The 12974-nt window shown below is 67.9% G+C and carries 13 protein-coding genes and 1 pseudogene; 4 read left to right on the top strand and 10 right to left on the bottom strand.

The window, feature by feature from the left end:
* Window positions 1-168 precede the first annotated feature (168 nt).
* A complete protein-coding gene (locus ORI94_RS34335) occupies window positions 169-453 on the bottom strand; it encodes a hypothetical protein (RefSeq protein WP_266082906.1) in 285 nt (94 codons plus the stop codon).
* Between the two features lie 51 nt (window positions 454-504).
* On the opposite strand from ORI94_RS34335, the gene ORI94_RS34330 reads away from it, so the two are divergent.
* The gene (locus tag ORI94_RS34330) at window positions 505-1530 is read left to right on the top strand and encodes a nucleotide kinase domain-containing protein (RefSeq protein WP_266082904.1); all 1026 of its coding nucleotides are present in this window, start codon (window positions 505-507) and stop codon (window positions 1528-1530) included.
* An 8-nt stretch (window positions 1531-1538) separates the two neighbouring features.
* Here ORI94_RS34330 and ORI94_RS34325 read toward each other — a convergent pair whose 3' ends face one another.
* Genes ORI94_RS34325 through ORI94_RS34310 form a run of 4 tightly spaced genes read right to left on the bottom strand, consistent with a single transcriptional unit; the run spans window position 1539 to window position 3944 of the window.
* Window positions 1539-2327, bottom strand: a complete 789-nt coding sequence (locus ORI94_RS34325) for a thymidylate synthase (RefSeq protein WP_266082902.1) — start codon at window positions 2325-2327, stop codon at window positions 1539-1541.
* A gap of 53 nt (window positions 2328-2380) precedes the next feature.
* Entirely contained in the window at window positions 2381-3259 is an 879-nt protein-coding gene (locus ORI94_RS34320; protein ID WP_266082900.1) for an ImmA/IrrE family metallo-endopeptidase, read from the bottom strand.
* Window positions 3256-3663: a helix-turn-helix domain-containing protein gene (locus ORI94_RS34315; protein ID WP_055537979.1), complete on the bottom strand. Its 408-nt coding sequence runs from the start codon at window positions 3661-3663 to the stop codon at window positions 3256-3258. The genes ORI94_RS34320 and ORI94_RS34315 overlap by 4 nt, the downstream gene beginning before the upstream one ends.
* The gene (locus tag ORI94_RS34310) at window positions 3660-3944 is read right to left on the bottom strand and encodes an acyl carrier protein (RefSeq protein WP_266082894.1); all 285 of its coding nucleotides are present in this window, start codon (window positions 3942-3944) and stop codon (window positions 3660-3662) included. The genes ORI94_RS34315 and ORI94_RS34310 overlap by 4 nt, the downstream gene beginning before the upstream one ends.
* Before the next feature lie 98 nt (window positions 3945-4042).
* On the opposite strand from ORI94_RS34310, the gene ORI94_RS34305 reads away from it, so the two are divergent.
* Complete coding sequence (locus ORI94_RS34305) at window positions 4043-4921, top strand: nucleoside triphosphate pyrophosphohydrolase family protein (RefSeq protein ID WP_266082892.1); 879 nt, start codon at window positions 4043-4045, stop codon at window positions 4919-4921.
* Window positions 4922-4933: 12 nt separating this feature from the next.
* Here ORI94_RS34305 and ORI94_RS34300 read toward each other — a convergent pair.
* The 4 genes and pseudogenes from ORI94_RS34300 to tap form a co-directional block, all read right to left on the bottom strand.
* Window positions 4934-5218 (bottom strand): annotated as a pseudogene (locus ORI94_RS34300) (LexA family protein); the annotation flags it as partial.
* Window positions 5219-5309: 91 nt separating this feature from the next.
* Window positions 5310-5693: a hypothetical protein gene (locus ORI94_RS34295; RefSeq protein ID WP_266082890.1), complete on the bottom strand. Its 384-nt coding sequence runs from the start codon at window positions 5691-5693 to the stop codon at window positions 5310-5312.
* A 205-nt stretch (window positions 5694-5898) separates the two neighbouring features.
* Window positions 5899-6456, bottom strand: coding sequence for a telomere-protecting terminal protein Tpg (gene tpg / locus ORI94_RS34290; RefSeq protein WP_266082888.1), 558 nt, complete (start codon window positions 6454-6456; stop codon window positions 5899-5901).
* A gap of 91 nt (window positions 6457-6547) precedes the next feature.
* Entirely contained in the window at window positions 6548-8662 is a 2115-nt protein-coding gene (gene tap, locus ORI94_RS34285; RefSeq protein WP_266082886.1) for a telomere-associated protein Tap, read from the bottom strand.
* A gap of 344 nt (window positions 8663-9006) precedes the next feature.
* Here tap and ORI94_RS34280 point away from each other — a divergent pair, with 344 nt between their 5' ends.
* A complete protein-coding gene (locus ORI94_RS34280; protein WP_266082884.1) occupies window positions 9007-9630 on the top strand; it encodes a histidine phosphatase family protein in 624 nt (207 codons plus the stop codon).
* A gap of 170 nt (window positions 9631-9800) precedes the next feature.
* Complete coding sequence (locus ORI94_RS34275; RefSeq protein WP_266082908.1) at window positions 9801-9986, top strand: hypothetical protein; 186 nt, start codon at window positions 9801-9803, stop codon at window positions 9984-9986.
* A gap of 68 nt (window positions 9987-10054) precedes the next feature.
* On the opposite strand, the gene ORI94_RS34270 is transcribed toward ORI94_RS34275, so the two are convergent.
* The gene (locus tag ORI94_RS34270; protein ID WP_266082882.1) at window positions 10055-12439 is read right to left on the bottom strand and encodes a DEAD/DEAH box helicase; all 2385 of its coding nucleotides are present in this window, start codon (window positions 12437-12439) and stop codon (window positions 10055-10057) included.
* Between the last annotated feature and the right edge of the window lie 535 nt (window positions 12440-12974).

The raw sequence follows: 12974 nt of genomic DNA, 5'->3' as shown, positions 1-12974 counted from the left end.
GCCGACCCGGCTTGATGCCCGTCGGCAGCAAAGGCTCAAGCCGGGCCCACTGGTCGTTCGTCAGATCCCCACGTCCCACAGGACGTGATCATCAACGAACAAGATCCACTTTCGCAACAGACCCTAGAGGTCACCGCCCAACTTCAGCTGCGGAAAGCCCCCGCTGAGTCACTGTGTGCGCGTGGGGCCGGGGGTGCGGATGGTGGGCAGGTCGGGGCGTTCGTTGTCCGCGGCCAGGGCATCGGTGGGCAGCCGCCGGTAGGCGTGGAGGAGATCGGCTACGGCGTCGGGGCTCGCTTCGGCGGTGGCGACGAGTGCGGCCAGGATCTGGGAGCGGGAAGCCTGTTCGCCGGCGGCGACTGCGGCCCGCACGAGTATGTCGAGGCGCTGGTCGACGTCGTTGGGCCAGGTGACGAGTGTGTTGCGGCGGGGCTGCTGCCACAGCAGGTCCACGGTTCCCCCTTGTCCGTGCCAACTACCCTGTATCGAATATATATTGAGTGCATGGTGACGCTGCTGCAAGGACGCCGGAGGCCGGAGGGCTCGGGGGCTGCTGCTGCGGCCGGGATCCGCATTGCGGGGCGGATACTGCACCCGACTCCCGTTTTCGACACTTACTGGCGTTTTGCCGCGGCACGTCAGGCGGTGTACGAGGCGCGGCTGCCCGGTGGGCGGGGGCCGTGGACGAGTGATCCGATCCTGTCCCGGTACCGGTTCACCAACTGCTACCGGGCCGCGGACCGGGTCAGCCAGGTCCTGATCGGTGACGTCATCTACGACGGCGAGCCGGAGTGGGAGGAGGTCTTCTTCCGCACCCTGCTGTTCAAGGTCTTCAACAAGGAGTCCACGTGGCGGCTGCTGACCGGTGAGCTGGGCGAGGTGCGGTGGGACGGGTACGACCACCGGGTCTTTGACCGGGTGCTGTCGCGGGCATTCGCGGCGGGGGAGCGGCTGTACTCGGCCGCCTACATCGTGCCGCCGCCGCAGCTGGGGGAGCAGCGCAAGCACCGCAATCATCTGCGGCTCCTGGAGATGATGATGACGTCCGGCGCCCCGGAGAAGGTCCTGGCGGCGTCAACGCTGCGGGATGCCTACGAAGTCCTGCTGGGCTATCCGGCCATCGGCCCGTTCCTGGCGTACCAGTTCGTGATCGACCTCAACTACGCGGCACAGATGCCGTTTTCGGAGATGGACTTCGTCGTGGCCGGGCCCGGCGCGAGGGACGGGATCCGCAAGTGCTTCGGTGTAGCGGCCGACGGCATCGAGGCCGATGTCATCCGGTACATGGCCGACACCCAGGACGAGCACTTCGCCCGCCTGGGCCTGGACTTTGCAGGGTTGCGTGGGCGCCCGCTGCAGTTGATCGACTGCCAGAACCTGTTCTGCGAGGTCGACAAGTACGCGCGCGTCGCCCACCCGGAGATCGCAGGGATCAGCGGCCGCAGCCGCATCAAGCAGACCTACCGCTCCTCGACGGCACCGGTGCCGGCCTGGTTCCCGCCCAAGTGGGGGATCAACGCGCCTTGCTGAGGCGGGTGTTATGCGGCCAGGGGCGGGGTGTCGCTCAGCAGCGGGCGTATAGCGGTGATCGGCCCGTCCAGGTGGGCGTGCCCGGCCACGACGGTCAGGGTCCCGACGGCCAGGTCGGCCTGGTGGGCGATGTAGGCGAGCAGCCTGCCCAAGCCCAGGTAGTTGCCGTAGGCCCGTTCGAACATGTAGTGGCTGCGGTACAGCGCCGCGGCGTGCACCCGGCCGTCACGGTCCAGCTGGAAGGAGACGTGGCTCAGGCAGGGGAAGCCGCGGTAGAGGTTGTCGCGGTCGGCGGCGTGCACGAGCAGCTCGGCCGGTACGTCGCCGTCGTCGGGGTGGGCGAGGTCCGTTTCATAGGCGGCGGTCATCGGCCCTTTGCCCGAGGTCTGCTTGCGCAGCCGGCTGATGATGTTGCCGACCTGGTCGATGTCGGTCTTCTTCACGCCGGGGTAGGCGACCAAGCGGCCGAAGTAGGTGCCGTGCGCATTGCCCGGGAACTTCTTCAGCCGCGGGTACATGGCGCGGTAGCGGGACACGAGGTCGGCGTGATCGGCGGCTCGGGCCGCGAGGCCGGCCGGGAAGAGGGTGCCGGCGACGGTATCGATCGGCTCGTGCCGTTTGGCGGTGCGCAGCCGGTCCAGTTCCGTGCGGAAGCCGGTGTCGTCAGTGGTGGGGTCGGTGATGCGTACGACGGTGTGTAGGCCGGTGCGCGACGGGTTGTCCTTGCGATCCAGGGCATTGCAGGCGGCGATCCAGGCGCGGGTGACGTCACGGCCGGTGACATCGAAGCTGATCATGAATCCTCCTGGCACGGTCGACGGGGCAAAAAGGAGTCCGGTGCGGCAGGTGGTCAGTCCGGCCAGACGTCGTGTACACCGGCGCGGGGCGCGTCCCGCACCACCGTCAGCCGGACCGGCTCGTCCCAGTCGGCCGCCGACACCTCCAGCACGACCGGATCGCCCAGCTCGTCGGTCACCACGGCCGCCTGCTCTATATCCGTGCAGCGGGCCAGGCCCTTGGGCAGCGAGACGAACGCGGCTCTGGCGCTGCGGACGATCAGCACGTCACCGACGTCGGCATGTATCTGCTGCCGATGGGATGACGTGGTGACGACATGGACCTGGGCTTCCGCAGACAGGGCTGCCCCGCCCGCCAGGGAACTGCGCAGCGCGGCCAGGGAGATCTTCGCCCACTGGCGAGCACGGTCGGCATCCAGCAGACGAAGGTTCTGCAGATGCCGCACGGTGCCCGCGTAGGAGGTACCCAGCTCCCTTGCCAGCCGGTACACATGTTCCGGGCTGGTCGGCTGTCCCCGGCAGATTCGGTCGAGACCGGCCAGCACCGCCGGGCGCGGCATGAGGAACCATGCGGCGAACGCCTCCGCGGTCTTCTCCTCGTCCGGCCAGCTGCCGTTGCCCCACCGCAGCGCCGGGCTGAGGTCGTCGTCGGCCGCCGTACGATGCCGCAACTGGTGGTGCCCGAGCTCGTGGGCCGCGGTGTGTCGTTGGGTGACGATGTTCAGATTGGCGTTGAGCAGCACGGCCGGCCCGTTGTCGGCGGGGGAGAGGTAGACGCCGAACAGGCGCGGCATCGGCTGCGCCATGCCGACGACTTGGGCTCTCTTCAATGCCTGGTGGACGGGTACGTAACGGGTGCGGTCGATGCCCAGATCACGGTGGGCCTGGGCAGCCGCGATTCCGGCGATGCGGTGCGCCACCGCCCAGTTCACCGCTGGCTGTCCTGTTCCGCGGAGTCTTCCTGCTCCTTCTCGGCCGCCCGTCGCAGCGAGAGGTACTCGGCGAACTCCATCACCGTCTTCTGGTCGCCGTCGGTCAACTGGGCCAGTGCGCGCGGCAGTCCAGCCAGGGCGTACTCGCCAGCGTCCGCATCCTCTTCCTCGGCAAGGAAGTAGGCGACCGGCTGCCGGTACAGGCGGGCGAGCTTCTTCAGCTCCAGACTGTCCACACGCCGCTCGCCGCGCTCGATGTCGCTGATCGCCGAACGGGGGATGCCGGTGTTGTCGGAGACGAACTGCTGCGACATGTTGAGGTAGTCGCGGGTCTTCTTCAGCCGTTCGCCGAGCCGGGTGAGTTCGGGATCGCGGGCTCGCGCGTCGGAGGGTGGAGGGGTCACGATTGCTGCCTTTCGATGATGGCTTCCCGTACCGCGCGGGCGAACGCCTGCACGGACCGGGTGGCCTCGGCCGACTGGCGGTCGGCAGGAATGGCGATGGAGTAGCGCTCCTCAATGCGCGTGAGGATCTCCACGATCAGGAGCGAGTCGACCGGCAACTCCGCTCCGCCGTCCTCGAGTTCGGCCCTCACGTCGGCTGCGGGCTTCTCCTGCAGTTCGGCCAGGAACTCGATGACGACCGAGACGATGTCGTCGATGCCCGGTGTGACGGTGCTCAGCATTCCTCCCAATCGTCTGCATTTCCAACGTCGGTGTCCTACGATACGACAACGTCGAGGAATCCGACAGACCTGTCCCAAGATCAGACAAGGAGTGAGGCGTGGACTTCCAGCGCTACCAGCAGGCCGCCATCAAAACCCTCCAACCCCCCACCGAGGACACTGACCCCGTCCTCATCCCCCTACTCGGCCTCGCCGGCGAAGTCGGCTCCCTCACCACCGCCTACAAGAAACACCTGCGCGACGGGCCCGCCCATGAGCAGGGCAAGCATCAGCTACGCGAAGAACTTGGCGACGTTCTGTGGTACATAGCCGCCCTCGCCCACCGCTTCGACCTCGACCTCGACGACATCGCCACCGCCAGCCTGGAAAAGACCAAAGACCGCTGGCGCACCACCCCCGACACCGAACACACCCGCTTCGACGACCACTTCCCCGACCACGAACGCCTCCCGCGCCAGACCACCCTCACCTTCACCCCCACCACCCGAGACGACGGCAGTACCGTCATCGTCCTCACCCGCGAAGACGGCACGCCCGCCGGCGATCCCCTCACCAGCGCCTCCCACATCGAAGACGACTACCGCTTCCACGACGCCTTCCACCTCGCCCACGCCGCCGTCCTCGGCTGGTCCCCCGTCACCCGCTTCCTCCTCGGCCGCAAACGAAAAAGCAGCCCTCACACCGACGAAGCCGAAGACGGCGGACGCGCCATCGCCATCGAAGAAGGCATCTCCGCCCTCGTCTTCTCCTACGCCGCCCGCCACCGCTACTTCGCCGACATCAAGCACATCGACAACGAACTACTCACCACCATCGGCCACATGACCGCCCACCTCGAAGTCAGCATCTGCCGCGCCGCCGACTGGGAGCACGCCATCCTCACCGGCTACACCGCATGGCGCCAGCTGCGCGAGCAGAACGGCGGCATCATCCACCTGGACCTCGACCAGCGCCTTCTCACCATCGATCCGCTATAACCCAGGCCCGGCTCAGCCCGCCCGCACCACTGGCCTGCCGCGGCTGTCAGACGCGCCGCAGTACCGCCACCACGTCGCGTCGTCGCCGGGGATCAGCTCGTACGCCGAGTTGTGCGGGAGGAGCCAGACATGGCCGTCCTCACGCTTGAAGCGCTTGACGGTGTCCTCGCCGTCGAGCGTGGGCGGCCACGATGTCGCCGCTCTCGGCGACGGCTGGCGGCGGACGGTGACCCAGTCGCCGTCGCAGATCGCGGCCTCGCTCATCGAGTCACCGACGACCTTCAGCACAAACAGCTCACCATCGCCGACGAGCGGGACGTATGACGCGGCCGGCGGGCTGCACGGAGGCGTCCTGGGCCTCTGTCGTGATGCTCATCCAGTCGGTCGGCTACGGAGCTTCCTTGCGGAAGAGGGACAGCAGGGTCCGGGCCGGCAGGGCGCCCGGGTCGAAGAACTGAGTGGCCAGAGCGGGCGGCACCGCGGTTCCCTGCATGCGGACCTCGTGGCAGGTGAAGCAGAACGCCGCCTCGAACAGCGCCAGATCGAGAGAGTCGTCGTATGCCCGGACACTCCAGCCCGGCGAGAAGCCGCAACGGTGCTGTTCACTGCCTGGCAGGCTCTCGATCAACGCCAGGGCGGCGTCGGCCTCGCTCCCGGCCCAGTGGGCAACCGCCGTGCTGGGGTACGGGACGTCCCGCCTGGCGGGAAGGGCGGAGATCCGTACGACCTCGATCAGCACGGTGGCGGTAACGGCTTCGGCGGGGAGCTGCATGAGCGCAGTCTGCCCGTCAGGTTCGGAGGCCGGGTAAGGGGCACAGACGCCTTCGGCAGACGCAGGCCGGTGTCAGTTCGATCGACCCGATGCCATCCACTGCGGAAGTCGCACCGAGGCAGCCAGTGACAGCACGCCTGCCTTGGTGACAAGCATCGTGCTTCGGCTCAACGAGCAGGTTCCGGGCCCCCGGCCGGGTGTGGGGTTAGTAGTCGAGGTCGAGGTAGTCGATGTCGTTGAGGGTGACGTCGGAGAGTCCCATGGCGCGGCCTCCGCCGTCCTGGAAGTAGATCTCCTTGAATCCCTCGGCGATGATCCCGCGCATCTCCTGGTCGCTGGCGCCTGTGTTGCGGGCGTTGAACAGGCGTTGTGCGTACGCCGGGGGGAGATGCACGGTCAGGCGCCGGAATCTTCCGTCGTCGGTGGTGCCGATGGGCGCGGTGTAGCCGAACCGGGCCCTGGTCTCCACCGTGATCCCGCGTGTGGTGGCGGCCTGTTTCTGTCGGCGTTTGCGGACCTGGGGCTGCCAGCGGGTCCGTACGGCGGCGTCGATCCGTTCGGCGATGGCCTGTGGCGGGTGTTTGCGTTCGCCCTTGCGGTAGCGCTCGACCGACCGCTGGCTGACTCCGATCTCCTGGGCGACGGCTTTGGTCGTCTTGAGCTGCTTCATCAGGAAGTTGATGCGCGCCTGGAGTGTCTTGGGCGGCTGGCGGGTGAAGGCTTCCCGGTCGGCGCGTTCGATGGCGTCGTCGATCTCTGCCACGGCTCAGCCTTTCTCGACGGTGGGGTCCTGGCCGCCGGTGTCGGTCGGCGGGGTCCGGGTCGTGTGTGTCGGGCCGGTGTCGGGCACTGGCCTACTCGCCTTCGTCGAGGACGGCGTCGCCGCCCTTGATGTGGCGGGCGGGGTTGTGGCCCTGTTCCATGAGGTCGACGGCCCAGAGCATCGACTGGGCGCCTTCCAGCTTCGCTAGGCCGGGGGTGGGGCCGAGGCGGAAGCCGCCGGGCTGGGGCTTGCCGGAGGCGGCGTAGGGCAGGAAGTCGAGCGGGCTGTCGCCCGGCGAGGGGTAGACGACGCAGTCGGAGAGTACGGCGAGCGGGTACAGGCCCGTCATCTTGGCCATGTTGGTGAGTTTGCGGTGCATGTTGATGCGGGCTTTGGAGATGACGGCGGCGCGGATGTCGGGCCGCCAAGTCGGGCGCTGGAGGGCGGGCCACCGTTCGCCCTCCTGGTACTTCTTGCCCTGGGGGCGCTCGCGCAGTTTGCCGATGCCGCCCTTGACGGTGGCCTTGATGGCGGCGAGGACAGCCGCCATCGCCGGGTCGGCGTCCTTGTGCCGCTCCATCGCGGCGAGGAAGGCGTGGTCGTCCAGGTCACGGGTGACGCCGAGGTCGGCGAGGGTGTCGATGTACGCCTCCTTGAGCCGGTCGTGCCACGGGTCCAGGTAGGCGCCGGTCTCGCGGCGCAGGTACCCCTCCAGGGGTGCCACGTTGTGGCCGAGTTCCTGGGCGTAGGCGACGGTGTGCGTCTGGTACCAGGCCGGTCCTGTCGGGCGGGTGCCGTCCGGGGTGAACGGTGAGGGCAGGCGCGGGTCCACCTCGACGTGGGAGAGGTCGACCAGCCAGCTCCCGGGGATCTTCGGGTTGAACGTCGGGGCGTGGAAGTGGTCGGGGCCGGACAGGCCGACGACCAGGCGGGCCGCGGCGGCGAGGAAGGCGGTGTTCAGGTCCAGGCCGACCGCGTACGGCAGTGTGCACTCTTCATCGCTCAGTAGGTCCACCGGCCGCACCCACTGGTACGCCTCCTCGTTGAGGAACCCACCGTTCCAGCCGGAGTCCACGACGACCGGGTGTTCGGGGGTGGCTTCCGGCGGCGCGGGGTCCATCGGCTCGGTGCCAAGGCTGCCGGGGTTGTGGCCGGGCACCCAGTTCCCGCTCGCTTCGTCGCGCACCGCGCAGGTGGGCGGGCGCAGCGCGGTCATCAGCTCCAGCCCCGATACGGCCGTCGAGCCGCGCGGGGTGATGACCCGGGTCGCGTACACCCCCAGGACGCGGGCGACGTCGGCCGGCTCCATCTCGCTCACGCCGGGCCAGGACCGCTCATCGAGGGCGTCCCACGACAGGATGGCGAGCTGTACGCACTGCCGGTCGCGTCCCTGGGCCTTGCGGTAGATCCTTGCCCAGGGGCCGAACCCGCGCTGGGTGAGCCGCCACTTCGCCTTCGCCACCTGTTTGACCACCGGGTGATCCTCGGGAAGGCGCAGAGAGCGGCGCTGTTCGTGGCCTTCCAGGCGCTCGGGCAGTCCGAGCTTCACGGCGGCTGCGGCGGTGAGGACGACCAGCGGGTCGGAGTCCTTGCCGTAGCGGTTCAGCTTCGCGGCACCGAGGCCGGACTCGCGCAGCGTCCACTCCACCAACTCCGGAACGGTGGTCGCCGGGCAGTCCAGCACGATCCCGCCCGTGCCGTACGCGCAGCCGTCACCGTCCAGGACCGCGAGCGGGCCGTGCGGGAAGCGCGGGTCTGCTGCGGGCAGCGCCGCCCTCTTCGTGGCCGGACGCCGCGACGGCGCAGCGGGCCGGACGGCAGGGCGTGCCGGCGCCGCAGCCGGAACGGCGGAAGCCTGCGGGGTCGGGGCATCTGCCGTCTCCGCCCTGGACGCACCCGGTTCGGCAGACGCCGCAGGCACGGTCGCGGCAACCGGAGCCGTCAAAGCTGTGCCGGGGGCGGGGTACTTCGCCGCCCACCCGTTCAGCAGCCGCTGGTAGGCATCCAGGCGCGGCGACTTCGGCTCGCTGCGGCCGTTCTCCCAGTTCTTCACCGACTGGGTCGTGGTCTTCAACGCGGCCGCCAGGCGGGCCTGCGTAATGCCGGCGGCCTCACGCAGCCGGGCACGCTCCGCCGGAGGCGGCAGGTGCGGCTCCTCGTTCAGCAGAGCGTCAACCGACGCGAACAGCTCTTCCTCGGATGGCATGACCCTGCACCCTTGCTCCAGGCAGTTCTTAACCACAAACTTATCCCACTCCTTAACCTTTCTGCGCACATTCCAGCGCGGCGGGTGCGGTGAGTTTGCCGGCGGTGGTGTCCTGTCTCCGTGATGTCCGGGCAGTCTCGGAGATCTCCGTCAGTCGTCTCCGGGCACTTGGTGGGGAGTCTCGGTCTTCTCCCGGTACGCCGCCTCAGCAACCCCGACCCCGAAGGCGTCCCCACCCACATTCATCGCCAACTGGGCCAGCGCAGCCGCGACGGAACTATGCACAACGAGCTCGGCGTCCATCCCGACATACAAGATCACGGATGGCAACGGAGACCCGGGACATGACGGACACAGCTGCTCGATACCTCTACCTCGCTCGGCACGGTGAAGCGTCACAAGATGAGACGACCCTGACGGAAAGCGGTCGGCGCCAAGCCGTTCTGCTCGGTGAACGGCTCCAGAACACCCCGCTCTCGGCGATCTACCACGGTCCGCTGCCCCGGGCGCAGCAGACGGCCCGGCTGATCAGCGCACAACTTGACACTGTTCCACTGCACGAGTCGGAACTGGCCGGCGACTACATCCCCTACTTACCTACGAAGGACGAGCTGCCGCCGGATTCGGCCGACGTCATGCTCGCCTTCCTCGCCCAGGTTTCCGACGAGGAGCGCCACCACGGTGCAGCACTGGCCCGGGAAGCACTTGCAGAATTCACAGGTCCGGTCGACGGCGATCGCCCCCGCCACGAACTGCTCGTCACCCACAACTTCCTCATCGGATGGCTGATCCGAGCCGCACTCGACGCACCCGAGTGGCGCTGGATGGGCCTCAACCACGGCAACGCGGCTCTGACGGTCATCCGATACGCACCCGGCAGGCCGTCCTCCGTACTGTTCTACAACGACATGCGGCATCTACCCGCAGAACTGCGCTGGAGTGGCTTCCCGCCCGAACTCCACATCTGACAAAGAAGGCCGCTTGCCCGGACTTGAGTGAGACGACCTCGCGAAACCCGTCTCACGCAAGTCCGGGCATCGCAGGTCAGGGGCCCGCCTCGCCCGGACCTATCCGAGACCGGACAGGTGTGCTTCGCGCAGCGTGCTTACGGTCGTCGGGGAGGGGAAGTGTGATCGCCATGACGAGCGTGATGCAGCACTACGGTCTGCTGTGGACCGACCCTGACGGTGCCCCGCAGGCGTCGGCCGGCAGGTACGACAAACGGTCGGCGAAGCGTCGCCGCACCGAACTCAAAGCTGTGGGCTGCACACGTGTCGAGATCGTGCCGGTCAAGCCGGGTGACGTTCCCGAGCCGGTTTCCTGAGCGAAGCGGGGACGTCCCGTCCAGCAGCCCCCGCCACGCAGCGCGTCGACCAGCCACTGAGCCATCCCTCAGTCGAACAGACCGAGGTCCGCGAGCAGCTGGCGCCGCGTATCGGGCAGCGAGTCTCGCCTGCTGCGCATGTTGCTGCGCCATACCCCGAGTCGGACCTCGGTTCCGTCTTCGAGCCGTTCTGTGTGCCCGCGTGGGACGGTCACGGTGCCGGTGCGGGCTCTGTACTGCGCGAGGGCCGCGACGCCCCGCTCGAAGGCCCCTGCGGGCGTCGTGGACGGCTTGGCGGGCGCGTCCGGCTCCGGCCCGGGGGCTGGCGGCGTGATGCCGAGCTGCTCCAGGCGCTCGCGCTGCCCGTCCGTCAGGGCCTGCCAGACCTTCGGTTTCCGCTGTCGGGCCAGCCATTTCCCGATGTCCATGCCGTGGACGGTGAGGCCGGGCAGGACGTCGGCCTGTCCGTCTTCGTCGCGTACGAGCTCGCGTAGTGCGGCGTAGTGGCGTTGCCAGTCTGCCGGCCACGACGGGTTCCAGTCCTCGTCCACGGCCTCCAGCGCCGTCTTCCACTCGGGGTGTCCGTCGAGGGCACCTGGCCGCCTCAAATTCGCGAGCCACTGCCCCACGGGCCGGTCGAGCATGGTCGCGGGCCGGGGCGCGCACAGTGTCCAGTGCTGGTCGTAGTAGGCCTTGGCGGCTTCCAGGTTCTCCTGGAACCGCTCATCGGCCAGGGACCACACCATGCCCAACTGCTCCAGTCGCTGAGCGCGCTGGCCGGTCATCTGCCCCGCCCCGTAGGCCCGTCGTTGTTCCGCGACCCATTGTCCAAGCGGTGTCGCGCCCTCGCGGTGTCCGTAGGGCACGCGGGCGTGCCGCTCCCGTTCGGTGAATTTCTTGAGTGCGGCCCAGCCGCGGGCCCAGTCCTGGCGTTCGGTGTCGATGACGTTGAAGGACACCCAGTCCGCGACCATCACCGGATCCCTGGGGGCGGCGAAACGAAGCAGCAGCCGGGATTCTTCCTCGCCCTCCTCCGGCGCGACGCCGATGTTCACGGACGGCTGCGCGACGTCTTTCTGCGGCTCCTGCGGAATCGCAAGCAACTCGATTGCCTCTTCGTCGTGAGCCCGCAGACCTTCCAATACCTTCACCAAAGGGCGATACGACCCCGAGGTGAACATGTCCTCCGGCTGCTCGCCCGGCTGAAGAAATACCGGCACGATCAGAGAGGCGAGCTTGCCCTGTCCGGGTTTTTGCCGGAGTGCCCGGCCGATGGCCTGGACGATGTCGTGCGGCGCGCCCTTGGGGTCCAGGAGGGCAACCGAATCCACGCTTCGAATATCGACACCCTCGCCCAGGACCCGACAGTTGGAGAGCACGGCCCGCTGCGCCGTGGTCCCGAACGAGCCGAGGACTTCCCGCCGGCGTTCGGGGACGTGCTCGCCGCACAGCCAGTTGGCCCAGATCCGCTTCGGGTATGTCTTGGGCTGGTCGGCGTGCAGCTTCGCCGCGACGCGCTCCAGGCCCTCGGCGTACGCCTGCGCCTCGATGGTGCGGTGGTGGAAGGTGATGCACGTCGACAGGTCGTGCTGCGCCATCGTGTGCAGCAACGCGGCCTGCAGCGCCCCGAGCCGCTGACCGCGGACCTCCTCGCTGTGCCGCTCCTCGCCCATCAGCCGCTCCGGCGTGACGACCGGGTCCTTCAGCTCCAGGACGATGATCTGGTACCGCGCCAACAAGCCCCGGGAAACGGCAGAGGCGAGCGAGAGCTTGTACAGGACCGGCCCGAAGACGCTCTCGTCGTCCATGGACGCCGCCATCTCACGCGGCAGCGGATCCCGCACCCCTTCCGTAACCTCGCGGTTCAGCCGCTCCTCCCAGATCCGCGGCGTCGCCGTCAGGTACAGCCGCCGGTAGGCCGGGATGACGCTCTGGTCGTGGATGTCCGCCCACGCCTTCCCCATTGAGCCACTTGTCCGGTGCGCCTCATCAACCACCGCAAGGTCTACTGGATCAAGCTTCTGACCGTAGACACCCTCGAAAGCCTCCGCCAGGACACCCAAGCTGGCGTACGTCGCGTAGATGGTCACCGGCCCCTGCCCGTGCCACAGCGCCAACTGGATCGGGTTCGTCGTGGAGCGCACCTTCAACGACCACAGCCCCGGATCGTCCTGGAGCGAACACACCGTCACCGCCGGCCCTTTGTGCCCAGCCTCGTGCCACGCCCTCACCGTCTGCGCCAAAAGATCCAGCGTCGGCACCAGCACGAGCACACGCCCCCTGGGCACAAGCCGCCTCGCCGACGCGGCAGCCATGATGGTCTTCCCCGTCCCACACGCCGCGTGCACCTGCCCACGAAGACCATTCCAGGGAATACCACCCGGCGGAACATCAAGACCCCGCACAATAGCGGCAACGGCCTCGATCTGGTGATCACGCAACTTCACGGCCATGCCCCGTGCTCTCCATTTCGCGGAATGCGGCGCGTAATAGCAATTGGAATCCAAGGCGCAAGGTGCGCGACGGTAGGGGTGTAGCATCTGATCCCAGACTCTACACAGCCACGACTCATGATGCATCACTCGCACACCAACTTCGCACCCGAAGGTGGCACAGTGACTCAATCTCACTCACGAACGGCCGGTTGCCCTGTATACTGACAGGCCATTGGTGAACACGTCGGGACAGGTTAGACAGTGGGGGGAGGGGTTCAGGGTGGAGCGCAGCGGAACCCGTCACTACAAACGAGGCCGGCACTCCGTCAGGCCGACGACCCGTCACATCCGTTACAGAGGTGGTGACTGGGAATCCCAAGCCCTACACAGTCCCGCGCGCGATGCACCCACCCCTTACTGCCAGCCTCAGGAATCCCGCTTGCGGGATTCCCTCAATTCGCGCTTGCGCGAATTGACATGCACTCAGAATTCCGCTTGCGGAATTCGATTCCCGCGCTTGCGCGGGAATCTGGCGGAGTGTCAGCGGAGCCAC

Origin of the sequence: Streptomyces sp. NEAU-W12 (assembly GCF_026242095.1) — a bacterium.
Classification (GTDB): Bacteria; Actinomycetota; Actinomycetes; order Streptomycetales; family Streptomycetaceae; genus Streptomyces.
Note: the sequence above shows the minus strand (reverse complement) of the source record. Positions and strands in the feature narration are given on the sequence as shown.